This is a genomic window from Candidatus Pantoea bituminis, assembly GCF_018842675.1.
In the GTDB taxonomy this organism is placed as follows: domain Bacteria; phylum Pseudomonadota; class Gammaproteobacteria; order Enterobacterales; family Enterobacteriaceae; genus Pantoea; species Pantoea phytostimulans.
Window position 1 is genome coordinate 1724080 of the sequence record NZ_JAGTWO010000004.1, and the last position, 23770, is coordinate 1747849.

The following is a 23770-nucleotide window of genomic DNA, read 5'->3' on the forward strand; positions in this document are numbered from 1 at the left end:
GCTATTTAATTTGCATGTTATTCACAACAGATTTCACACCCGCTACGCTTCGCGCCACTTCTACCGCACGATTCGCCATTTGTGGCGAACTCACAAAACCGCTCAGCTGAACTTTTCCTTTGAAGGTTTCTACATTAATTTCAGTCGATTTCAGCGAGTCATCTTTCAAAAGCTGACCTTTAACTTTAGTCGTTACCACGGTGTCATCAATATAACCGCCGGTGCCTTCTTTAGTTGGTGTTGGCGCACAGGCGCTCAGTGTCAGCGCAACCACACTCGCAATCAACGCACCTGTCAGCACTTTAAACCATTTCATTGCTTCTCTCCCTGTCACAAAGGTGATGCGACGTTACCATAACGGCGCGAGTTAATTGTGGTGCAAGAATTCAATAATGGGCAACTGCGAGGAGATAAAGAGAAAGAAATCATGCCTTACCGCACGATAAGGCATGATTTTGTTAGCGGCTGGCTGCTTTCAAATTGCTGACGAACGCTTTGAGCTCGCTCAGCATCACGTCAGGTTGTGCATGATTCTTTTCGATGATCTTCACAATCGCCGATCCGGAGATAGCACCCGCTGCACCTGATGCAATGGCTTCTTTCACCTGACCAGGTTCAGAGATACCAAAACCCTGTAAAGGCGGGGCCGCATTGTATTCACGCAGTTTGGTGATCAGATGATGCAGCGGCAGGCTGGCGCGATTCTCAGCACCGGTTACGCCGGCACGTGACAGCAGATAAGTATATCCACGGCCATGTGAAGCGATCTCACGCAATAAATCATCGCTGGCGTTTGGTGGGCAAATGAAGATTGGCGCAACATTATGGCGCAGGGCGGCCTGACGGAAGGGCGCAGATTCCTCAACCGGCACATCAGCAACTAATACAGAATCCACACCAGCTTCTGCACAGCGTGCATAAAACGCATCAATACCATTCGCAAACACCAGGTTGGCATACATCAGTAAGCCAATAGGTAATTCGGGATATTTTTGACGAATGCTTGCCAACATTTCGAAACATTGAGCCGTCGTGGTACCCGCAGCGAAGGCACGCAATGTTGCGTTTTGAATTGTCGGGCCATCAGCCAGCGGGTCGGAAAAGGGAATGCCTAACTCCAGCGCATCTGCACCGCCTTCAACCAGCGCATCAATTACGCGCAAAGAGAGTTCAGGTGACGGATCGCCCAAGGTGACGAAAGGAACAAAAGCACCTTCTTTGTTCGCTGCCAGACGCTTGAACAGTTGATCATAACGTTCCATCAGATTTCTCCCTGCGCTGTCAAAATATCATGAACGGTGAAGATGTCTTTGTCGCCGCGACCGGAAAGGTTGACCACAATAAGCTGCTCTTTTTCAGGATCAGCCTGAATAATTTTCAGTGCATGCGCCAGCGCGTGTGACGATTCCAGTGCGGGGATAATGCCTTCAGCACGACACAACTGTTTAAACGCAGCCAGGGCTTCATTATCAGTGATGGATACGTAGTCGGCACGGCCAATGCTGTTCAGGTGTGCATGCTGAGGGCCAACGGACGGGAAATCGAGACCGGCAGAAATCGAATACGACTCTTCAATCTGTCCATCTTCTGTCTGCATCATTGGCGCTTTCATACCGAAGTAAATGCCAACGCGACCATGTTTCAGCGGAGCACCGTGCTCGCCGGTTTCAATGCCGTGTCCTGCTGGTTCAACGCCAATTAACTTCACGCTGGTATCATCAATGAAATCAGCAAACATACCGATAGCGTTTGAACCGCCGCCCACGCATGCGATCACGGCATCTGGCAAACGGCCTTCTCTTTCAAGGATCTGCTTTTTAGTCTCTTCACCAATCATGCGTTGGAATTCACGCACAATAGTTGGGAAAGGATGAGGGCCAGCAGCGGTGCCCAACATGTAGTGCGCGGTTTCATAGCTACCAGACCAGTCGCGCAATGCTTCGTTACAGGCATCTTTCAGGGTCGCGGATCCGCTGTGAACAGGGATCACTTCCGCACCCATCAAACGCATACGAAAGACGTTAGGCGACTGACGCTCGACATCTTTGGCACCCATGTAAATGCGGCATTTCATGCCAAGCAGTGCACAAGCCAATGCCGAAGCTACGCCATGCTGCCCGGCACCGGTTTCGGCAATAATTTCGTTTTTACCCATGCGCTTCGCTAACAGCGCCTGACCCAGAACCTGGTTAGTTTTATGCGCGCCGCCGTGCAGCAGATCTTCACGCTTCAGGTAAAGACGCGTTTTGGTGCCTTTAGTCAGGTTTTTACACAACGTTAACGCTGTGGGACGTCCCGCATAGTTCTTCAACAAATCGGTGAATTCAGCCTGAAACTCAGGGTCTTTTTGCGCGTCAACAAACGCTTCTTCCAGCTGGCGCAAGGCTGGCATCAGGATTTGCGGTACATACATACCGCCAAATTCGCCAAAATAGGGATTCAGTAACGTCATTTTTTCATCTCTCTTTTTCTGACCCGCAGCAACGCGGGTCCGGCAAATCAATAGGCGCGAAGCGTCTGGAACACGGCCGCAATTTTGCTGGCATCTTTAATCCCCGGCGAACTTTCTACGCCAGAGTTAAAGTCGAGACCCGCACAACCTTGTCGTGCCGCTTCAACGCAGTTGTCAGCACTTAATCCGCCTGCCAATAATACATTATCGAGCTTTTGGTCTTGCAAAAGTGACCAGTCAAAGCGCTGGCCGCTGCCGCCGTTTCCGTTATCAAAGACATAGCGATCAACATGTGGCCAGTCGCGTTCCGGTAAAGCACCTTCAATACGCAACGCTTTCCAGATTTTCACGGATGCAGGTAAGGCTTGCCGTAATTCAGCGACGTAAGCACGGTCTTCATCGCCATGAAGCTGAATCGCAACCAGCTGTAACTCTGCTGCTTGCGTGACAATGTCACTAATTGCAGCGTTGCGATAAACACCTACATAGCTCAGTGGTGCGCCTGCTATCACCGTTTTTGCTTTGACGCTGTCCACATAACGTGGCGAGCTTTCAACGAAAATTAGACCACCAAAAATCGCACCGGCTTCGTACGTAGCGCGAGCATCTTCAGCTCGCGTCAGCCCACAGACTTTATTGCTGCCCAGCGTGACGCGACGCACCGCACTTTGTAAATCATCTTCTTCCATCAGGGCAGAACCGATCAGGAAACCATTAGCAAAATGACTAAGCTCACGAATATCGGCGTAGCTGTTAATACCCGATTCGCTGATGACAGTAACGCCATGCGATAAACGTGGCGCCAGTTGGCGAGTCCGATTGAGATCAATCGACATATCACGCAGATCGCGGTTATTAATACCCACCACTTTGGCTTCCAGCGCAATGGCACGCTCCAGCTCATCTTCGTTGCTGACTTCCGTTAGCACGCCCATTTTCAGGCTGTGCGCTACCGCGGCGAGCTGACGATATTGATCATCGTCCAGCACCGATAGCATCAGTAAAATGGCATCTGCCTGATAGTGACGGGCTAAATAAATTTGATACGCATCGATAATGAAATCTTTGCACAATACCGGCTGAGTAATCGCTGCGCTGACAATGGGCAGGAAAGCAAAATCACCCTGGAAGTATTTTTCATCGGTTAATACCGACACGGCAGAAGCGTAATGACGATAAACGCCTGCAATGGCTGCCGGATCAAAATCAGCACGAATCAAACCTTTAGAAGGTGATGCCTTTTTGCATTCTAAAATAAAGGCAGTACGCGCGCCTTGCAGTGCATCGTAGAAATTACGCGATGCCAGTTCTACGCTGTTTTGAAAGCTGGACAGCGGCTGCTGCTGCTTACGCGCTTCAACCCAAACCGCTTTATCCTGAACAATTTTTTCTAACACTGTACCTTGCATGGTTATCCTCTTGCTGCCAGAGCGACCACGCGCTCGTAAGCCTGCCCGCTACGGATTGCGGCGAGCGCACGCTGTGCATTTTCACGCAAATCTTCATTGCCAAATACTTTGAGCAGCATAGCCACATTCACGGCAACGGCTTCCTCGTGGGCCTGCTCGCCATTACCCTGGAGTAAACGTGTAAGAATGTCACGGTTTTCTTCCGGCGTGCCGCCTGCCAAGGCTTCCTTGGGATGGAAGCCGAATCCAAAGTCTTCTGGCGACAGCAGGTAACGCGTAATTTCGCCATCACGCAGTTCCGCTACGTGCGTTACATCATGCAGCGCCACTTCGTCCATACCGCCCCCATGAACCACAGCGGCACGCTGGTAACCCAATACTTTTAATGTCTGCGCAATAGGAAGCACCAGCTCTGCGCTGTAAACCCCAATCACGGCCAACGGCGGGCGCGCGGGATTGATCAGCGGGCCGAGCACATTAAACAGTGTGCGGGTTTTGAGCTGCTGGCGAACCGGCATCGCATGGCGGAATCCAGTGTGATATTGCGGAGCAAACAGGAAACAAACGTTCAGATCATCCAGCGCTTTACGCGCCTGCTCAGCAGGCATATCCAGATTAATGCCAAATGCAGCCAGCAGATCGGATGAACCCGACTTGCTGGAGACGCTGCGGTTGCCATGCTTCGCCACTTTCAGTCCACAGGTCGCGGCAACAAATGCGCTGGCGGTAGAAATATTAATGCTGTTGCTGCCGTCACCGCCGGTGCCAACGATATCGGCAAAGGCATAATCGGGACGCGGGAAGGGTTTAGCATCTTCCAGCAACGCCGTTGCGGCACCCGCAATCTCCTCTGGCTTTTCGCCGCGAACTTTCATCGCGATGAGCGCAGCGGCTAACTGTGTTGGCTCGAGCTGCCCGGTAATGATTGCGCTGAATAGCTGATGGCTTTCAGCCTGATTTAGCGTCTGCGCCTGGTAAAGTTTTTCCAGAATAGTATGCATTTTGTTCTCCCTGTTACTTCGCCAGCGCCCAAGCCAGCGTCTGCTCAAGCAGACGTGCGCCTTGAGTAGTCAAAATGGATTCAGGATGGAACTGGAATCCGCAAACACGATCTGCATCGTGGCGCACTGCCATCACCATGCCGTTAAAGCTGGCGTTGACCGTTAATTCGTCGGGTGTGTTGCTGCCAACCAACGAGTGATAACGCGCCACTGGCAGCGGATTGCTCAGGCCAGAAAACATCGCTTCACCGTCATGCGTGATAATGGATGCTTTGCCGTGCAGGATTTCGCCCGCCTGGCCCACGTGTCCGCCATAGGCTTCCACAATGGCTTGATGACCAAGGCAAATGCCAATAATCGGCAGGCGACCCCGCAGCACACGAAGCAGCTCAGGCATGCAACCGGCATCTTTCGGTGCGCCCGGGCCTGGTGACAACATCAATACCGGGTTCTCCATACGCTGCAGATGGTCGATCAGCAATTCTGCAGGTAGGTTGTTGCGATAAATCACCACGTTGTGACCGAAAGTTCGCAACTGGTCGACGAGGTTATAGGTAAATGAGTCGATGTTATCGAGCAGCAGAATATCGGCCATCAGAAAATCTCCTTGCAGTGATGGGCTGTTGCAATGGCGCGCAACACCGCGCGGGCTTTATTGCGGCTTTCATCCGCTTCAGCTTGGGGATTGGAATCCAGCACGACGCCAGCACCGGCTTGCACGGTGGCAACGCCGTCTTCAACGTAGGCAGAGCGAATCACAATGCAGGTGTCTAAGTCGCCGTTAGCGGTGAAGTAACCCACTGCGCCGCCGTAACTGCCACGACGTGAACCTTCCGCAGCGGCAATGCGTTGCATCGCGCGGACTTTTGGCGCACCGCTTAGCGTGCCCATATTCATACAGGCGCGATAGGCATGCAGCACGTCAAGATCCTCGCGCAATGTGCCCACAACGCGTGACACTAAATGCATCACAAAGGAATAACGATCGACTTTAGTCAGATCGGCGACATAGCGGCTGCCGGGCACGCAGATACGCGCTAAATCGTTACGCGCCAGGTCAACCAGCATCAGATGCTCAGCCAACTCTTTATGGTCGGTGCGCATTTCAAGCTCAATGCGGCTGTCGAGATCGCGATCCAGCGAACCATCAGCATGACGACCCCGCGGACGCGTACCGGCAATCGGGTAGATTTCAATCTGGCGTGAAGTTGCGTCATATTTCAGCGAACTTTCCGGTGATGCGCCAAACAGCGTGAAATCCTGATCCTGCATGAAGAACATGTATGGGCTGGGATTACTGCTTTTCAGCGTGTCATACGCTGCCAGCGGCGACGGACAAGGCAGCGAGAAGCGGCGCGAAGGTACAACCTGGAAAATCTCGCCAATGCGAATCGCTTCCTGCATGTCGCGTACTACTTCGCAATATTCTTCGTCACTTTGATTAATGTTCAGCGTCATCTGTTCAACAGATTGAACCGGTAACGGCGCTGCTGGCTGCAGCATTTGGCCATGCAACTGTTCAATACGCCCTTGTAAGCGTTGGAATTCGCTGGTGGAGGGGCTGAACAGGCTAGCCTGCAAACGTGCGCTGCGTTCCTGATGATCCAGCACTAAAAGGGTTTCAGCTAAATAGAAGCAGTAATCAGGACAGCGCTGATGACTTTCCAGTTCGGGGAGTTCTTCAAAGCCAGCCACTAAGTCGTAAGCAAACAGACCGCCCAACAGCAAAGCTTCACGTTCATCGGCGGGTGCGTTCACCAGTTGAGGAATCAAACGCAGCGCATCGAATACGGAAAGCGCCTGTAAGCGGGAGTCTTCATCTTGCAGCGCTTCTGTGGTGGGAAAGGTTAAAACTCGTCCATCGGGGCGCGCTTCAATCTTCACGGAGTCCGGTAGCGCGGCATCCAGCAGCGGCAGCAGCGCGCGGCCATTTTCCGAAAGCGCTTGTAAGGTGACGTTATTGCCAAGCGCACTGATACGCAGGGCGCTGTCAACGATCAGCAAGCTTTTTAGGTTACGTTTACTGTCGATATCCGCAGATTCAAGCAGCAAGGTTGCCGGGCGTGCGCCGCATAACTGATGAAACACTGCGGCCGGATCTTCGCGATAGGGCGCGGTGCCGGTAATCAACTTCACTGTAGGTTTCGCATTTGGCATGATGAATTCTCTGAATTTCGCTCGAAAAAAGCCCGCTCGGTGGCGGGCTCAGGTATCTGCACAGCGTTTACGCTAGTTGTGCACGACGTCGTCGCCCGTATCTGGGAACATCGCGCCACCAACCGTTTAAAAGCGTATGAACAACAGCCATGATTAAATACCCGTTACGTGTGAACTTGTGTACTAGTTAACGGGTTCATGGCTTAAATGTCAATACACTTTTTCTCTGACCGCCAAAATCGTTATCATGCTGGCCAGTTTAGATTTTTACTGGAGTTAGCTTGAGCGATATCGCCCGTTTCCCTATTTATGATTTACACAGCCACACGCGGGCATCTGATGGCTTTCTCACGCCGCAGGCCCTTGTGCAGCGCGCTGTTGAGATGCGTATTGGCGTTTTAGCAATTACGGATCACGATTCAGTGGGCGGCGTTACGGAAGCGCAGCAGGTGGCTATTGATCAAGATTTGCCCATCAAAGTTGTGGCTGGCGTTGAGATTTCAACGGTGTGGGAGAATCATGAAATTCATATTGTCGGACTCAATATTGATATTCACCATCCAGTAATGAGCACTTTTTTGGCTGCACAGCACGATCGCCGTCAGACACGTGCCGAACATATTGCGGAACGACTGGAAAAAGCACAGATTCCCGGCGCGCTGGCGGGTGCAACGCGTTTGGCGGAAGGTGGCGTGATCACGCGTGGCCATTTTGCCCGTTTTCTGGTTGAACAAGGACGGGCGGATAATTTTGCGCAGGTTTTCAAATCTTACCTGGCGCGCGGTAAAACCGGTTATGTCCCGCCACAATGGTGTACAATTGAACAAGCTATTGATGCAATTCATCATTCTGGTGGTTGTGCCGTGCTGGCTCATCCCGGACGTTATGGACTGTCCGCAAAATGGCTTAAGCGTTTAGTCGCTTATTTTCGCGATGCCGGCGGTGATGCGATGGAAGTTGCACAGTGCCAGCAAGCACCTAATGAGCGCACACAGCTGGCGCAATACGCCAGAGATAATGGGTTAGCTGGTTCACAAGGTTCTGATTTTCATCAACCCTGTCCGTGGATTGAATTGGGACGCAAATTATGGCTGCCCGCAGGCGTCGAGCCGGTCTGGGAACGTTTTCCGGCTTTGGCACCTGCATCTGATTGCACGGAAAGGTGACACGAGGTTTCTATGAGTCAATTTTTTCATATCCATCCTGACAATCCGCAGCCTCGCCTGATTAATCAGGCCGTGGAATATCTCAATAAAGGCAGCGTGATTGTTTACCCCACCGATTCTGGCTATGCCTTGGGGTGTCGTTTAGAAGAGAAGGGCGCAATGGAGCGCATTTGCCGTATTCGTCAGCTGGATGGCAATCATAATTTCACCCTGATGTGCCGTGACTTATCTGAATTATCAGTCTATTCACAGGTCGATAATTCCGCGTTTCGTCTGCTAAAAAACAACACGCCGGGGAATTACACCTTCATCCTGAAAGCCACCAAAGAAGTACCGCGCCGCCTGATGAGCGACAAGCGTAAAACCATTGGCCTGCGCGTGCCCTCAAATCCGGTGGCTCTGGCGCTGCTTGAAGCGTTAAATGAGCCAATGATGTCGACCTCTTTGATTTTGCCAGGCAATGATTTCACCGAATCAGACCCAGAAGAGATTCAGCACAGCATTGGCAAATTGGTCGATCTGATTATCGATGGAGGAACGTTGGGGCAGCAGCCAACCACGGTCGTTGATTTGACGCATGATGCGCCTGAGATCATCCGCGAAGGCGTTGGCGATACCCGTCCGTTCCAGTAATTTCCTCAGGCACCGCGCGTCGGTGCCTGACCAATATTTGTCTGCAGCCAATCTTTGAAATCACGGTAGGGAATATAGAGCGAAACGTCTTTAAGTATGATCTTTCCGCTGCGACCATTTTTAATGGCGTCTGTATATCCCACAATAACACCACCCAGCGTTTCATCGCGGTTATAAACACCGCCGCCAGACATTCCTTGCACCACTCCTGCATTTGAAGCCATCGCCATACAAGGACTTTTATTCCAATTATTCCGAATGGCTGTGCGCGCTAAATTAGTGCCCGTTGATTCCACAGGCAAGGCGGAAATAAAGCTGTAGCCATACATTTTTATTGAATCGCCAATATCACTGTTACGGAATTTGGCTAATGTCTTTGCGTCATTCTTGTGATAAATAATCGCAAGATCGCAATAAGGATGATAGGCCTTTACGCGTTGAACGGCATATTTCGCAACGTGTGCGGCTGTCAGGCTATATTCAGGTGTGAGGGGGATGCTGCTGCCCAAAGTGCCAAGACCAAGGATCGTCGGGATGCCGGTCACGCTCATGTCTACGTGCTGCATCGCCGTACGACTGTACTCGGTTTGGCCCACAGAACAACCGCTCAAAGCCAGCGCGACAAGCGCTGGGCACAGAAACAGTTTTTTCATGGTTTTTTCTTTATTTAGGCATGTCTTTAATATCCCTGGTGAGGATTTTCGACATGCAATATCAGGTTCATCACTGAACCGTATTAACGCAACAATTCCGGATGCGCCGGTTTATTGTATTAATGAAGAAGCAAAATATTTATTAATGAAACATGAGATATAATTTAATTTTTAGGTGAATAGCGTTAATCTTTCACTCTGATTTTTTTGCTCTTCGGGGTTAAATTGTACACAGATAATAAGGCTGTACAATTCAATAAAATTAATATTAGTCAAATAAACCTGAATATCATGATTTAATTCAACCTATGGTGCATTAAGTTTGATAATTTATTTTTTATCAATATCACATGCTGGGTAAAATCAATTAAACGATACATTATGCCGACAAGCTCTTTTTTTATGGTTTAAATGATGTATGTGAAATGCCAGTAGAGTTTAAGATACCGTTACTTATTGAGTTGTCAGTACTTTTAATTAAATCATATTGTTTAATAAATTTAATGCTCACTAAGTATAAAGTTTTCGATATTGCCGTTTTGAGTGCTGCTTGAAATAGTAAATAAGTCGTGTTTAACGACGAGTTATTAGGCGTGAATTATCGCCAATTAACACTATTATTAGGAAGAGTGCCATCTTCATAAACCGCGTTACATCAGGGTTAAATGCCTGTATAATAGGCCAAACTTTTTAAGTTAACCTGTTGATTTGAAAAGACTTATCACCCTACCGTGACGCCTGGGAAGGCGACAATGAGGAAGCTCAATGAGCGAAAAGTTACAGAAAGTATTAGCGCGTGCCGGCCATGGTTCGCGTCGTGAAATCGAAACAATGATCGCCGCCGGACGCGTCAGCGTTGATGGCAAACTGGCTACGCTAGGCGACCGTATCGAAAACAGTAAAGCCCTTAAAATTCGCATTGATGGTCATCTGGTCTCGATTGCCGAATCCGCAACGGAAGTCTGTCGCGTCTTGGCATATTACAAACCAGAAGGTGAACTTTGCACCCGTAGTGACCCTGAAGGTCGCCCAACTGTCTTTGATCGTTTGCCGCGACTGCGCGGTTCACGCTGGATTGCTGTTGGTCGTCTGGACGTCAATACGTGTGGATTGATGCTGTTCACTACTGATGGTGAGCTGGCAAACCGTCTGATGCATCCAAGCCGTGAAGTTGAACGTGAATACGCCGTGCGTGTATTTGGTCAGGTAGATGACGATAAAATCCGTCAATTGAGCAAAGGCGTGCAGTTGGAAGATGGCCCAGCCGCTTTCAAAACTCTGCGCTTTGGCGGCGGTGAAGGCATTAACCAATGGTATAACGTAACGCTGACCGAAGGACGAAACCGTGAGGTACGTCGTTTATGGGAAGCGGTTGGCGTGCAGGTGAGCCGTCTGATGCGTGTGCGTTATGGTGATATTCATCTGCCGAAAAACTTGCCACGTGGCGGTTGGACCGAGCTGGATCTTCCTGCGGTCAACTACTTACGTAATTTGGTCGGTATGGATGACGAAACGGTTACCAAACTGGTTGTTGAGAAAGATCGTCGTCGTACCAAGGCTAACCAAATTCGTCGAGCCGTAAAACGTCACAGCCAGACCGGAACTGCGCAGCGTCGTCCTACCGGTGGCAAAAGCAGCAAACGAACGTCTTCTTAAGTTTCCTGTTCATCTAAACGCAGCTTAACCGCTGCGTTTTCTTTTATTACCCGCTTATTCTTTATTACCAGTCAATTCCTTGCTGCGCCTGAATGCCGACATCAAAAGCGTGTTTAACCGGACGCATCTCGGTCACTGTGTCAGCCATTTCCATGAGGCTGCGATGGCAACCACGTCCTGTAATAATGACGCTTTGTTGCAAAGGACGCTGAACAAGTGCAGCAATCAGCTCCTCAAGCGGCAGGTAATCCATACTGACCATGTAAGTGATTTCATCAAGGATCACCAAATCAAGATGACTATCTGCGAGCATGCGTTTGGCCTGTTCCCATACGGCTAAACAGGCATCGGTGTCAGCCTGACGATTTTGCGTTTCCCAGGTAAATCCGGTCGACATCACCTGAAACTCAACGCCATGTTGCTCCAGCAGATTGCGCTCGCCGTTAGGCCATTCGCCTTTTATGAACTGGATTGCGCCGACACGCTTACCGTGACCGCAAGCTCGCAATGCAGTACCAAATGCCGCCGTGGTTTTGCCTTTACCATTGCCGGTGAAAACCATCAGAATACCGCGTACCTCGGTCGCGGCGGCAATGCGTGCATCAACGTGTTCTTTTAATCGTTGCTGACGTTGCTGGTGGCGATCTTCACTCATTATTCAGCTGCTCCCGGTTTTCGGCCTGGCTGGGCATCAAAACTCATACCGGTTTTACGACGGCTATCATCACCCATCAGATAAAGATAGAGCGGCATTAAATCGGCTGGGGTTTTTAGCTTGTTTGCATCTTCCTCAGGGAAGGCGCTGGCTCGCATTTTTGTGCGCGTTCCACCCGGATTGATACAGTTCACCCGCAAGTGCTGATTTTTATATTCATCAGCCAATACTTGCATCATACCTTCAGTAGCAAACTTCGACACGGCGTAAGCACCCCAGCCGGAACGCCCGGTGCGTCCTACGCTGGACGTGGTAAAGATCAGTGAGCCGGCATCCGATTTTAACAGCAGCGGCAGCAACGCCTGTGTGAGATAAAAAGTGGCATCGACATTTATCTTCATGACTTGTTGCCAAACGTGAGGATCAAGCTCAGCCAGCGGGACAATCTCACCTAAAATACCCGCATTGTGTAATACGCCATCTAAGTGCGAAAATTGCAGTGCCAACTGTTGAGCAATGTGTTGGCAATTTTCTGGCGTAGCTTGTGCCAGATCGAACACCACGCTGTGCGCGGGTCGCTTGTTTAACTGATTGATTGCCTTCTCGGTGAGCTGAAGTCGCTCAAGATTGCGTCCCAGCAGAATGACTTCCGCGCCGTAGCGCGCGTAGGTTAACGCGGCTTCACGGCCAATACCGTCAGAAGCGCCGGTGACGAGAATAATTCGATTATTGAGCAAATCGCTTTTCGGTTGATAGTGCACAGGGGAATCCTCTAGCGAAGGTCAAAGTGTTTTCGTTTTATGCCTCAATTTCATGTGATGTGCAATCATCGACAGGCGCATTCTGTGCCAGGTGCTGGCATTTCAGGCGACGCTTGGGTGTAAACGAGTTAAACTATTCTATTGTCTCTAATTCTCTGTTTAATAAGGCGACGTAATGGATCTTCTTGCAAATTATGGACTCTTTCTCGCAAAAGTTGTGACGTTGGTGATTGCCGTCGCGGCTATTGTGCTGATCATCATGAATGCGACGCTGCGCAAACGCGGTCAAAGCGGCCAGCTGCGTCTGACACATCTGGGTGATGATTATCAGCAGATGAAAGACGATGTGCAGTTAGCGAAGATGAAACCGCAAGTGCAAAAACTGTGGTTGAAAAATCATAAGAAAGCTGAGAAGCAGAAAGCAAAAGCGGAAAAGCGTGCGGCTAAGCAGGGTGAAACCGAAATCGTGAAGCCGACACTGTATGTCATCGATTTCAAAGGCAGCATGGACGCCAGCGAAGTGACTTCATTACGAGAAGAAATTTCAGCCGTGTTAGCTGTAAAACAGAGCGGTGATGAGGTGTTGTTGCGTCTGGAAAGTCCTGGCGGGGTGGTTCATGGTTATGGTTTGGCAGCGTCACAGCTGCAACGCTTGCGTGATGGTGGCCTGCGCGTTACGGCTGCTGTTGACAAAGTTGCGGCTAGCGGCGGTTACATGATGGCTTGTGTGGCCGATCGTATTGTCGCCGCGCCGTTTTCCATAATCGGTTCGATTGGCGTTGTCGCTCAAATTCCAAACTTTAATCGTCTGCTTAAACGTAACGACATTGATGTGGAATTGCATACTGCTGGCCAATACAAACGTACGCTAACGCTGTTTGGTGAGAACACCGAAGAAGGACGTGAAAAATTTCAGGAAGATCTTAATGAAACACATGTGCTGTTTAAAGATTTCGTTCATGAAATGCGTCCATCATTGAATATCGATAACGTGGCTACCGGTGAACACTGGTATGGACGCCAGGCATTAGACTTGGGTTTGATTGATGAGATTGGCACCAGTGATGATCTCATTATTCGTCAAATGGATAGCTTTAATGTACTGGGCGTTCACTACGCGCGTCGCCGCAAGATGATTGACCGCGTTACGCATAGCGCCGGTTCTGTCGCCGAGCGACTATTAATGAAGCTCTGGCAACGGGGTGAAAAGCCCTTGTTGTAAGATATAACCCGGCGAGAGCCGGGTTTTTTAATGCGGTGGTTTTACTCCAGGTGATATTGAGATGATAACGCGACCGCGAGATATTTAAACACGTTAAACACCGCCGTTGTTTTCGCTGTAGGGATCTCATTCTCATCAAGAAAAAAGGGACCGCGAAACACGAAAACCTCACCGTGCTGTACCACGTCTGTCGCTTCCATTCCGGTAAAATAATCATCATGCGCTTTGATCATTACGTTGGCTTTTTCCAGCAACGCGTGGCGTGTAATAGCCTGGGTATCGTTCTGCATTTATTCATTCCTTTTTGACAGCCTCTTAATCCTTTCTATATTACTTGCGAGCCTCACTGTTCGACAAATGGTCGCAATGACTGAAAAATTGGCGCAAATTTAGCCTGAGTGCTAATTAAGTTGCGTAACAGATTTTATCAGGTAGAGTGTGGGCGATTCAGATTTCAGGGAGATCGCACCAGGAAGTGTGATTATGTCAGGTGGAAAAAGCGATTTTAATCATAAAGTTGCATCACGCCATGTTGTCTGACCTGAGATTGATCCCGCCGCCTTGAAATGTTAAACAGGCGCAGCAATATTGAACCCGATGGGTTTTTGGGCATCAAATCCTCTCCCGTTAAGCAGGACGATTTCATTAGGTAAAGGTAAATATGGGTAAAGCACTCGTTATTGTTGAGTCCCCGGCAAAGGCCAAAACAATCAATAAATACCTCGGCAATGACTACGTGGTTAAATCCAGCGTTGGTCATATTCGAGATCTGCCGACCAGTGGTTCAACCGCTAAAAAAGTGCTGACGCTTCGACAGATAAAAAAGTTAAAAAAGTTAAAAAAGATGAGAAAGCCGCGCTGGTTAGCCGCATGGGCGTCGATCCTTATCATGGCTGGGAAGCGGATTACCAAATTCTGCCAGGCAAAGAAAAAGTCGTCGCTGAATTAAAAGCGTTAGCAGAAAATGCAGACCACATTTATCTCGCAACTGACCTTGACCGCGAAGGGGAAGCCATTGCCTGGCACCTGCGGGAAGTGATCGGGGGAGATGACAAGCGCTTCAGCCGCGTGGTGTTCAACGAAATCACCAAGAATGCTATTCGTCAGGCTTTTGAAAAGCCGGGCGAACTCAATATTGACCGTGTAAATGCTCAGCAGGCGCGTCGTTTTATGGACCGCGTTGTGGGTTACATGGTTTCTCCCTTGTTATGGAAAAAAGTGGCGCGTGGATTATCCGCAGGCCGCGTGCAATCTGTTGCCGTTCGTCTGGTGGTTGAGCGTGAACGCGAAATCAAAGCGTTTGTGCCAGAAGAGTACTGGGAATTACAAGCCAGCCTGACCACGCCGAAAGGCGACGATCTGCCAATGGAAGTCTCGCATCATAATGACAAAGCATTCCGCCCGGTAAACCGCGAGCAGACGCATGCTGCGCTAGCGCTGCTGGAAAAAGCGCGTTATGAAATTGTGGATCGTGAAGATAAGCCGACCAGCAGCAAACCTGGCGCACCTTATATCACCTCGACATTGCAGCAGGCAGCCAGCACACGCTTGGGCTTTGGCGTCAAGAAAACCATGATGATGGCGCAGCGCCTGTATGAAGCAGGACACATCACCTATATGCGTACCGACTCAACCAACTTGAGTCAGGATGCGGTTGCTATGGCGCGTGGATATATTGAAAGCAACTTTGGCAAAAAATACATGCCGGAGTCTGCCAATACTTACGCCAGCAAAGAGAACTCGCAGGAAGCGCACGAAGCAATTCGTCCTTCTGATGTGGAAGTGATTGCAGAGCAACTTAAGGACATGGAAGCGGATGCGCAGAAGCTGTATCAGCTAATCTGGCGTCAATTCGTGGCCTGTCAGATGACGCCAGCACAATATGATTCCACTACGCTGACAGCGGCGGCGGGTGACTATAAATTGAAGGCCAAAGGACGCACGCTGCGTTTTGACGGCTGGACAAAAGTCATGCCTGCGCTGCGCAAGAACGATGAAGATCGTACATTGCCTGCCGTTAACGTGGGCGATGTGCTCGATTTGCAACAGCTGATGCCAAGCCAGCACTTTACCAAGCCGCCAGCGCGATTTAGCGAAGCGTCCTTGGTACGTGAGCTTGAAAAGCGCGGAATCGGTCGTCCTTCCACTTATGCCTCCATTATTTCTACCATTCAGGATCGTGGTTACGTACGCGTCGAAAACCGTCGTTTCTATGCTGAAAAAATGGGTGAGATCGTTACCGATCGTCTTGAAGAGAACTTCCGTGAATTGATGAATTACGACTTCACTGCGCGCATGGAAAACAACCTTGATCAGGTTGCGAATAATCAAGCGAAGTGGAAAGCGGTGCTCGATAACTTCTTCAGTGATTTCAGCCAGCAACTTGAGCAAGCTGAAAAAGATCCTGAAGAGGGCGGCATGCAGCCTAATCAGATGGTGTTAACCAGCATTGATTGTCCAACCTGCAGCCGTCCAATGGGTATTCGTACTGCCAGCACCGGTGTATTCCTCGGCTGTTCTGGTTATGCGTTACCGCCTAAAGAGCGTTGCAAGCAGACCATCAACCTGATTCCAGAAAATGAAGTGCTCAATATTCTGGAAGGCGATGATGCGGAAACCAATGCGCTGCGTGCTCGACGTCGTTGCCAAAAATGTGGCACGGCAATGGACAGCTACTTGATCGATAATCAGCGTAAGCTGCACGTTTGTGGTAACAATCCAGAGTGTGACGGTTACGAAATCGAGCAGGGTGAATTCCGCATTAAAGGTTATGACGGCCCGATTGTTGAATGTGAAAAATGTGGCTCTGAAATGCACCTGAAGATGGGGCGTTTCGGCAAATACATGGCTTGCACCAACGACGAGTGTAAAAACACCCGTAAGATATTACGCAACGGTGATGTTGCGCCGCCGAAAGAAGATCCGGTTCCTTTACCAGAACTGGCATGTGAAAAATCGGATGCGTACTTCGTTTTACGTGATGGTGCAGCGGGCGTTTTCCTGGCAGCAAATACCTTCCCTAAATCGCGCGAAACGCGTGCGCCGTTGGTAGAAGAGTTACAACGCTTCAGCGACCGTTTGCCTGAGAAATTGAAATACCTGGCTGAAGCCCCGGCTGCGGATCCAGAGGGCAACAAAACCATGGTGCGATTTAGCCGTAAAACTAAACAGCAATATGTCTCTTCTGAAAAAGAGGGCAAAGCTACCGGTTGGTCCGCCTTCTATATAGAAGGCAAGTGGCAAGAAGCGAAGAAGTAATCCCTAAAAGGCCAGCGCTCGCTGGCCTTTCTCATTCCCTTATATCAATAAGTTCTACATTTGTTATCTAAATGATATAGTGGTTATAGCATTTCCGACCTTTCTGATTCCGGATATTCAGCACGCTGTTTAGGCGACTTTATGTCAGCCGGGGATGCGACTCTGTAGCTTACTGGGATAGAACATATATGAAATTACAGCAGTTGCGCTATATCGTTGAAGTGGTTAATCATAATTTAAACGTATCCTCGACCGCGGAAGGCCTTTACACTTCGCAACCTGGCATCAGTAAACAAGTGCGCATGCTAGAAGATGAGTTAGGGGTACAGATTTTTGCCCGTAGCGGAAAGCATCTCACCCAGGTTACCCCTGCTGGTGAAGAGATTATCCGCATCGCTCGAGAAGTCTTATCAAAAGTAGATGCGATTAAATCTGTGGCGGGTGAACACACCTGGCCCGATAAAGGATCGCTTTACGTAGCTACGACACACACTCAGGCTCGTTATGCTTTGCCCGGCGTTATTAAAGGGTTTATAGAACGTTACCCGCGCGTATCGCTGCATATGCATCAGGGTTCACCGACTCAAATTGCAGAAGCCGTTTCGAAAGGGAATGCAGATTTTGCTATTGCTACTGAAGCGCTGCATTTGTACGACGACCTGATCATGTTGCCTTGTTACCACTGGAATCGCGCAATTGTTGTTACGCCTGATCATCCCTTAGCGGGCAAAGCACAGGTTACGATTCAAGAGCTGGCAGATTTTCCGCTTGTTACCTATACCTTTGGCTTTACTGGGCGCTCTGAACTTGATACCGCTTTTAACCGTGCGGGATTAACACCACGGATCGTTTTCACTGCAACCGATGCTGATGTGATTAAAACCTACGTTAGATTAGGATTAGGCGTGGGTGTCATTGCCAGTATGGCGGTTGATCCGGTGTCAGATCCTGACCTTGTAAGGATTGAAGCTGCGGAAATATTCACCAATAGCACAACCAAAATTGGTTTCCGACGAAGCACCTTTCTGAGGAGTTACATGTATGATTTCATTCAACGTTTTGCGCCACATTTGACTCGTGATGTGGTGGATGCCGCGGTTGCATTACGTTCTAATGACGATATTGAAGCGATGTTTAAAGACATAAAGTTACCCTTTAAATAATCACCTCACTGATTAATTTTTTTAAGGCTGCCTTTGGCAGCCTTTTTTATTGCTAGTTGTTAGCGCCAGATGAAGATGGATAAGTTTCATTATTTTTTTGTAAATGAAACATCGATCACATGTTTCTTTATTGATGTTCATTAATTGCGAATCAGTACACATTTTTAACCATACCGCTTTGCGGCACGCCAGGATTATTCCCATACTCCAGTTATGACTTGATGTGGAAGCGCTTTTAATAAGGGTTTTAAATTTATACATTAGTTTTAACTGGTACTAATTCCATTTTAAGCCAAATTTTTGCTGTAATTGTTTAATAATAAAAGAGGGGAGAAGTTAATGATTACTTAAGTTTTTTAGTTATTTTGATAAATAGCGTTAATCGTTGTACTCAATAAAAATAACTGGATTTTTGGTCTTAACGAGTTTAGGATTCGTCCTAATTCTTCATCGGTGTTATCAATCATTTTATTGAGAGTGATTATCAAAAACTATGAATACGAGAATAACTGTACAACCGGATTTTCCGGCTAAAAGCACCAAGGTTGAGCGTTCTGGCAATACTCGTCGCAAAGCTTGGTTGACCATTTTTGCTGCTTCCGCACTGTTTTGGGTAGTTGTAGCATTAACGATCTGGCGTATGTGGGGCTAAGCCATGTGGGCAAATACACTCAGCCATAAACGTTCTTTGACCGCGCGCCAGCACAAACCTTCTGGCTGTAAGTCAAAAGAGGCTGGCGCGAAGCAGGAATTTGCATCAATCCCAGACTCTTGGGAGTTGAGTGACACCCAACGCCATTTCATCGAGTCTTTCATGGACCCGAAAGCGAAATAATATTTAAGCAGTAAGTAATTTATTACTTAGTGAAAATCTTTTCTTACCGGTTATTCCGGCGGGCACTTTAAAAGCCCAGTCTTTATCACACTCAGTTTAAAAAGTTTTCATCCTTTTCAGGGATGATTTCATGACTTTTTGCGCCAATTTTCAGTGAGGAGTGAATTTATGAATATGATAAAAATGTCTTGGTTCAGTGCTTACGCCTTCTCATTTGCGTTTTGGTCTGCGGCTGTATGGATCGCACTATAATTTGAATTAAATCACCTCTTTCTGATGCCTCGTGTCCTGCACGGGGCATTTTCGTTTGCGTTTGATTGTAGCAAATCGTGTTGTAATCAAAACGTTAACGAAATTGTGGTCTATCTTTAACATAAACCTTGTTTTCACTGAGGTTTAAAGATCACGATTATAAAGGAGGAACTATGTCGTTTACCCTACGCGAGCAGAGTCAGGAAACACTGCAGGTCGACAATCAAACCTATCATTTTTTAGTCTGCCCCTCGCTGCTCAACACCTCGGCAACATTGATCGCCTTCCTAAGTCTATGAAAGTGTTGCTTGAAAACCTGTTACGTTGGCAGGATGGAGACTCTGTTACGGCAGAAGATATCCAGGCGTTGGTTGATTGGCAAAAAGATGCACATGCCGATCGCGAAATCGCCTATCGTCCTGCGCGTGTGCTCATGCAAGATTTTACCGGCGTGCCTGCTGTGGTGGATTTAGCCGCCATGCGAGAAGCGGTAAACCGCCTCGGTGGTGATGTCGCAAAAGTTAATCCGCTTTCCCCTGTAGATTTAGTCATTGACCATTCCGTCACGGTTGACCATTTTGGCGATGATGATGCGTTTGAAGAGAACGTTCGTTTGGAAATGGAGCGCAATCATGAACGTTACGTTTTCCTGCGCTGGGGGCAAAAAGCCTTTGATAAATTTCGCGTTGTCCCGCCAGGAACCGGTATTTGCCATCAAGTTAATCTCGAATATCTTGGCAAATCTATCTGGCATGAAAACCTGAACGGAAAAGAGTATGCCTGGCCCGATACTTTAGTCGGTACTGATTCGCACACCACCATGATCAATGCGCTGGGCGTATTAGGCTGGGGTGTGGGAGGGATCGAAGCTGAAGCGGCCATGCTCGGACAGCCGGTCTCCATGTTGATCCCTGATGTTGTCGGCTTTAAATTAACCGGTAAATTACGTCCTGGCATCACTGCCACAGACTTGGTATTAACTGTCACGCAGATGCTGCGCAAACATGGCGTAGTGGGTAAGTTTGTTGAATTCTACGGTGATGGATTAGCTGATTTGCCGCTGGCTGACCGCGCAACTATTGCCAATATGGCACCAGAATATGGCGCAACTTGCGGTTTCTTTCCCATTGATGAAGTGACATTAAGCTACATGACGCTAACCGGTCGCGAAGCCGATCAGGTGGCGTTGGTTGAAGCCTATGCAAAACAGCAGGGCATGTGGCGTAACCCTGGCGATGAACCTATTTTTACCAGCACGCTAGCGCTGGATATGAATGAGGTCGAATCGAGCCTGGCGGGTCCTAAGCGTCCTCAGGATCGCGTCTCACTGGGAGATGTTCCCGCTGCATTTGATGCCAGCAATGAACTTGAAGTCAATCAGGCACAAAAACCGCACAAGATTATTAATTACACGGACAGTGAAACCGGCTTAAGCCATGAGCTTACCGACGGCGCGGTTGTTATCAGTGCAATAACGTCATGCACTAATACTTCTAATCCAAGTGTCCTTATGGCGGCCGGTTTATTGGCTAAAAAAGCTGTTGAGCGCGGCCTCAAGCGCCAGCCGTGGGTTAAAGCGTCCCTGGCACCGGGTTCGAAAGTGGTTTCAGATTATCTGGCGGTGGCGCAGTTGACGCCTTCTTTGGATAAGCTTGGCTTTAATTTGGTGGGTTACGGCTGCACGACCTGCATCGGTAACTCAGGCCCGTTGCCTGATGAGATTGAATCTGCCATTAAAGAGGGTGATTTAACCGTGGGCGCGGTGCTTTCTGGTAATCGCAACTTTGAAGGCCGTATTCATCCGCTGATTAAAACGAACTGGTTGGCCTCGCCGCCGTTGGTGGTGGCGTATGCGTTGGCTGGAAACATGAAGATCAATCTGCAAACCGATCCGCTTGGTCACGATCACACCGGGCAGCCGGTTTATCTAAAAGATATCTGGCCATCACCGGAAGAAATTGCTACTGCTGTTCAGCAAGTTACCAGTGACATGTTCCATAAAGAGTATGCCGAGGTGTTCGATGGCACACCGGAGTGGCAGGAGATAAAAGTCAGCGAAGCGGCCACCTATGACTGGGATGAAGGCTCGACCTATATTCGGCTTTCACCTTTCTTTGATGATATGGAGAAAGAACCCAAGCCGGTTAAAGACATCAAAGGCGCACGCGTGCTGGCAATGTTAGGTGATTCGGTGACAACCGACCATATCTCTCCAGCAGGTAGTATTAAAGCGGAAAGCCCAGCAGGACGCTACTTGATGTCGCATGGTGTAGAACGCAATGACTTTAACTCTTACGGTTCGCGTCGTGGTAACCATGAAGTAATGATGCGCGGCACCTTTGCAAATATCCGTATTCGTAATGAGATGGTGCCCGGCGTTGAAGGGGTTACACCAAACATCATCCGAGTGGCGAAGTGTTAGCGATTTACGATGCGGCGATGAAATACCAGGCCGAAGGTGTCCCCTTAGCGGTGATTGCGGGGAAAGAGTATGGATCGGGATCAAGCCGTGACTGGGCAGCAAAAGGGCCTCGTTTACAAGGCGTACGCGTAGTGATTTCGGAGTCATTTGAGCGAATTCACCGTTCAAATCTGATCGGTATGGGAATTTTGCCGCTGGAATTTCCACCGGATACCACGCGTAAAACGTTAGGTCTGACCGGGGAAGAGTTGATTGACGTTGAAAATTTGGATCAATTGCAGCCCGGCTGCACGGTGAAAGTGACCTTAACGCGCGCTGACGGTAGCAAGGAGCTGCTGGAAACGCGGTGCCGTATTGATACAGGTAATGAGTTAACCTATTACCGAAATGACGGCATCTTGCACTACGTGATACGCAACATGCTTAACTGATAAAAAAGCCGGGTAATCCCGGCTTTTTATTTTATCCCTTCGGCAGTAGATGACCCATCTTAGCTGCCTTGGTGTCAAGGTAATGGGCATTTTTGGGATTGCGACCAACAACCAATGGCACACGCTCCACAATATTAATCCCAGCTTCCGACAGAATTTCTACTTTGCGTGGATTATTAGTTAACAATCGCACTTCATTCACCCCGAGCAGTTTGAACATATCTGCACACAGCGTAAAATCTCGCTCGTCAGCAGCAAAGCCTAATTGATGGTTGGCTTCAACCGTGTCGTAGCCTTTATCTTGAAGCGCATAGGCACGAATTTTGTTCAGCAGCCCGATATTTCGGCCTTCCTGGCGGTGATACAGCAGCACACCGCGACCTTCTTCAGCAATTGAATTCAACGCGGCTTCAAGCTGAAAGCCACAGTCGCAACGCAAACTGAAAAGCGCATCGCCTGTCAGGCACTCAGAATGGACGCGCGCCAGAACCGGATCGTTATCATTGATATCACCAAAGACCAGCGCGACGTGGTCATGGCCGGTTGCCAATTCTTCAAAACCTACCATCAGGAAATCTCCCCATGGCGTTGGCAGTTTGGCTTCTGCCACCCGTTTAAGCTGCATGTGACTCTCCAGAACCTTCAGAGGATGCACTATCATCATGATAGCGCACGGGCGAGTGTAGCCCGACAAACGTGTAATATTGTGCCACAACCCACTGGTGGGCTGGTAATCTGTCAGAGCGATTGTAGTGATAAAGCACAATTATCCAATCTGCAATGGTTATGTTATTCTTTTTTAAGCTAAAGTTATTCATCAGCGATGAATTAAGTTCTCTAAAAGGAAAACGGATGTTTAAGATTTCACGCCGCACCACCTTGGGGATGCTGCTGTTGTTAATAATGCCGCTGGCGGTTTGGTTATCTGGCTGGCAGTGGCAACCGGGTGAAAGCGGTGCGGTTTTAAAAATCTTATTCTGGATGACCGAAACTGTCACCAGTCCTTGGGGAACCCTGACCAGCCTGTTACTCAGTGCATGGGTCATGTGGTGTCTGCGTTTTAGATGGAAGCCCGCTATTTTGCTGTTGCTGATTATGAACGCCACCATTCTGGCAGGGCAGTACACCAAATCCTTCATTAAAGACCAGGTTCAGGAACCGCGGCCTTATGTCGTATGGTTAGAGCACAGTCATGGTCTGGATGACAAAGCGTTCTACGAACTAAAACGCCATCAGCGCAGCCAAATGGTTAATGATTTAATGGCTGACGATACGCTGTTACCCGGCTGGCTAAAACATCATTGGGCGCAAGAGACCGGTTTTGCTTTTCCTTCCGGGCATACCATGTTTGCGGCCAGTTGGGCTTTGCTGGTAATTGGATTGCTGTGGCCGCGTCGCCATTACAAAACGGTTGTGATTGTCTTTATCTGGGCCAGCGCGGTAATGGGTAGCCGCCTGTTGCTGGGCATGCACTGGCCACGTGATTTAATCATGGCCACTGTATTGTCATGGGTGTTGGTGACCCTGGCCACCTGGCTGGCACAACGTTTTTGTGGGCCGCTTAGCCTGCCGCCCGAAGAACAAAAAGAGGTGCAAGAGCGTGAACCTGAATTGTAATTCCACGCGTAGACCCCATATCATTGA

Annotated in this window: 18 protein-coding genes and 3 pseudogenes; 10 read left to right on the forward strand and 11 right to left on the reverse strand. The window is 49.0% G+C overall.

Annotated elements, in window-relative coordinates; genetic code table 11:
- Position 1: 1 nt before the first annotated feature.
- From KQP84_RS11875 to KQP84_RS11905, 6 genes and pseudogenes are all read right to left on the reverse strand, one after another.
- A complete protein-coding gene (locus tag KQP84_RS11875; RefSeq protein WP_215846688.1) occupies positions 2 to 316 on the reverse strand; it encodes a BON domain-containing protein in 315 nt (104 codons plus the stop codon).
- Positions 317 to 458: 142 nt separating this feature from the next.
- Entirely contained in the window at positions 459 to 1262 is an 804-nt protein-coding gene (gene trpA, locus KQP84_RS11880) for a tryptophan synthase subunit alpha (RefSeq protein ID WP_215846689.1), read from the reverse strand.
- The gene (gene trpB / locus KQP84_RS11885; protein WP_215846690.1) at positions 1262 to 2452 is read right to left on the reverse strand and encodes a tryptophan synthase subunit beta; all 1191 of its coding nucleotides are present in this window, start codon (positions 2450 to 2452) and stop codon (positions 1262 to 1264) included. The genes trpA and trpB overlap by 1 nt, the downstream gene beginning before the upstream one ends.
- A 47-nt stretch (positions 2453 to 2499) precedes the next feature.
- Complete coding sequence (trpCF, locus tag KQP84_RS11890) at positions 2500 to 3861, reverse strand: bifunctional indole-3-glycerol-phosphate synthase TrpC/phosphoribosylanthranilate isomerase TrpF (protein ID WP_215846691.1); 1362 nt, start codon at positions 3859 to 3861, stop codon at positions 2500 to 2502.
- Positions 3862 to 3863: 2 nt separating this feature from the next.
- Positions 3864 to 5457, reverse strand: a pseudogene (trpD, locus tag KQP84_RS25360) (bifunctional anthranilate synthase glutamate amidotransferase component TrpG/anthranilate phosphoribosyltransferase TrpD).
- Positions 5457 to 7019 carry an anthranilate synthase component 1 gene (locus tag KQP84_RS11905; protein ID WP_215846694.1) on the reverse strand — a complete coding sequence of 521 codons (1563 nt, stop codon included), beginning with the start codon at positions 7017 to 7019 and terminating at the stop codon, positions 5457 to 5459. The pseudogene trpD and the gene KQP84_RS11905 overlap by 1 nt, the downstream one beginning before the upstream one ends.
- Before the next feature lie 281 nt (positions 7020 to 7300).
- Here KQP84_RS11905 and rnm point away from each other — a divergent pair, with 281 nt between their 5' ends.
- Together rnm and KQP84_RS11915 are read left to right on the forward strand one after the other, a co-directional pair.
- Complete coding sequence (gene rnm / locus KQP84_RS11910) at positions 7301 to 8185, forward strand: RNase RNM (protein ID WP_215846695.1); 885 nt, start codon at positions 7301 to 7303, stop codon at positions 8183 to 8185.
- Between the two features lie 12 nt (positions 8186 to 8197).
- Entirely contained in the window at positions 8198 to 8818 is a 621-nt protein-coding gene (locus tag KQP84_RS11915) for an L-threonylcarbamoyladenylate synthase (protein WP_215846696.1), read from the forward strand.
- 5 nt (positions 8819 to 8823) lie between these two features.
- Here the strand turns inward: KQP84_RS11915 and KQP84_RS11920 are convergent, their stop codons facing one another.
- Complete coding sequence (locus KQP84_RS11920) at positions 8824 to 9471, reverse strand: serine protease (protein WP_215846697.1); 648 nt, start codon at positions 9469 to 9471, stop codon at positions 8824 to 8826.
- Between the two features lie 765 nt (positions 9472 to 10236).
- Between KQP84_RS11920 and rluB the strand changes: the two genes are divergently transcribed.
- On the forward strand, positions 10237 to 11127 hold the full coding sequence (gene rluB, locus KQP84_RS11925; RefSeq protein ID WP_215846698.1) for a 23S rRNA pseudouridine(2605) synthase RluB: 891 nt from the start codon (positions 10237 to 10239) through the stop codon (positions 11125 to 11127).
- 64 nt (positions 11128 to 11191) lie between these two features.
- On the opposite strand, the gene cobO is transcribed toward rluB, so the two are convergent.
- Positions 11192 to 11782 (reverse strand): cob(I)yrinic acid a,c-diamide adenosyltransferase, encoded by a 591-nt coding sequence (gene cobO / locus KQP84_RS11930; protein ID WP_215846699.1) that lies wholly within the window; start codon positions 11780 to 11782, stop codon positions 11192 to 11194.
- Positions 11782 to 12543 (reverse strand): YciK family oxidoreductase, encoded by a 762-nt coding sequence (locus KQP84_RS11935; protein WP_215846700.1) that lies wholly within the window; start codon positions 12541 to 12543, stop codon positions 11782 to 11784. Before KQP84_RS11935 ends, cobO begins: the two co-directional genes overlap by 1 nt.
- A 175-nt stretch (positions 12544 to 12718) precedes the next feature.
- On the opposite strand from KQP84_RS11935, the gene sohB reads away from it, so the two are divergent.
- Positions 12719 to 13765, forward strand: coding sequence for a protease SohB (sohB, locus tag KQP84_RS11940; protein WP_215846701.1), 1047 nt, complete (start codon positions 12719 to 12721; stop codon positions 13763 to 13765).
- A 41-nt stretch (positions 13766 to 13806) separates the two neighbouring features.
- On the opposite strand, the gene KQP84_RS11945 is transcribed toward sohB, so the two are convergent.
- Positions 13807 to 14055 (reverse strand): DUF2498 family protein, encoded by a 249-nt coding sequence (locus tag KQP84_RS11945; protein ID WP_215846702.1) that lies wholly within the window; start codon positions 14053 to 14055, stop codon positions 13807 to 13809.
- A gap of 371 nt (positions 14056 to 14426) precedes the next feature.
- Between KQP84_RS11945 and topA the strand changes: the two are divergent.
- From topA to acnA, 5 genes and pseudogenes are all read left to right on the forward strand, one after another.
- Positions 14427 to 17023, forward strand: a pseudogene (gene topA / locus KQP84_RS11950) (type I DNA topoisomerase).
- 188 nt (positions 17024 to 17211) lie between these two features.
- Positions 17212 to 18186, forward strand: a complete 975-nt coding sequence (gene cysB / locus KQP84_RS11955; RefSeq protein ID WP_215846703.1) for an HTH-type transcriptional regulator CysB — start codon at positions 17212 to 17214, stop codon at positions 18184 to 18186.
- 493 nt (positions 18187 to 18679) lie between these two features.
- The gene (locus KQP84_RS11960; protein WP_215846704.1) at positions 18680 to 18838 is read left to right on the forward strand and encodes a YmiA family putative membrane protein; all 159 of its coding nucleotides are present in this window, start codon (positions 18680 to 18682) and stop codon (positions 18836 to 18838) included.
- A gap of 3 nt (positions 18839 to 18841) precedes the next feature.
- Positions 18842 to 19021, forward strand: a complete 180-nt coding sequence (locus KQP84_RS26450; RefSeq protein WP_505543750.1) for a YciX family protein — start codon at positions 18842 to 18844, stop codon at positions 19019 to 19021.
- 425 nt (positions 19022 to 19446) lie between these two features.
- Positions 19447 to 22126, forward strand: a pseudogene (gene acnA, locus KQP84_RS11965) (aconitate hydratase AcnA).
- Between the two features lie 31 nt (positions 22127 to 22157).
- On the opposite strand, the gene ribA reads toward acnA, so the two are convergent.
- On the reverse strand, positions 22158 to 22751 hold the full coding sequence (ribA, locus tag KQP84_RS11970; RefSeq protein ID WP_215846705.1) for a GTP cyclohydrolase II: 594 nt from the start codon (positions 22749 to 22751) through the stop codon (positions 22158 to 22160).
- 227 nt (positions 22752 to 22978) lie between these two features.
- Between ribA and pgpB the strand changes: the two genes are divergently transcribed.
- On the forward strand, positions 22979 to 23743 hold the full coding sequence (gene pgpB / locus KQP84_RS11975; RefSeq protein WP_215846706.1) for a phosphatidylglycerophosphatase B: 765 nt from the start codon (positions 22979 to 22981) through the stop codon (positions 23741 to 23743).
- Positions 23744 to 23770 lie beyond the last annotated feature (27 nt).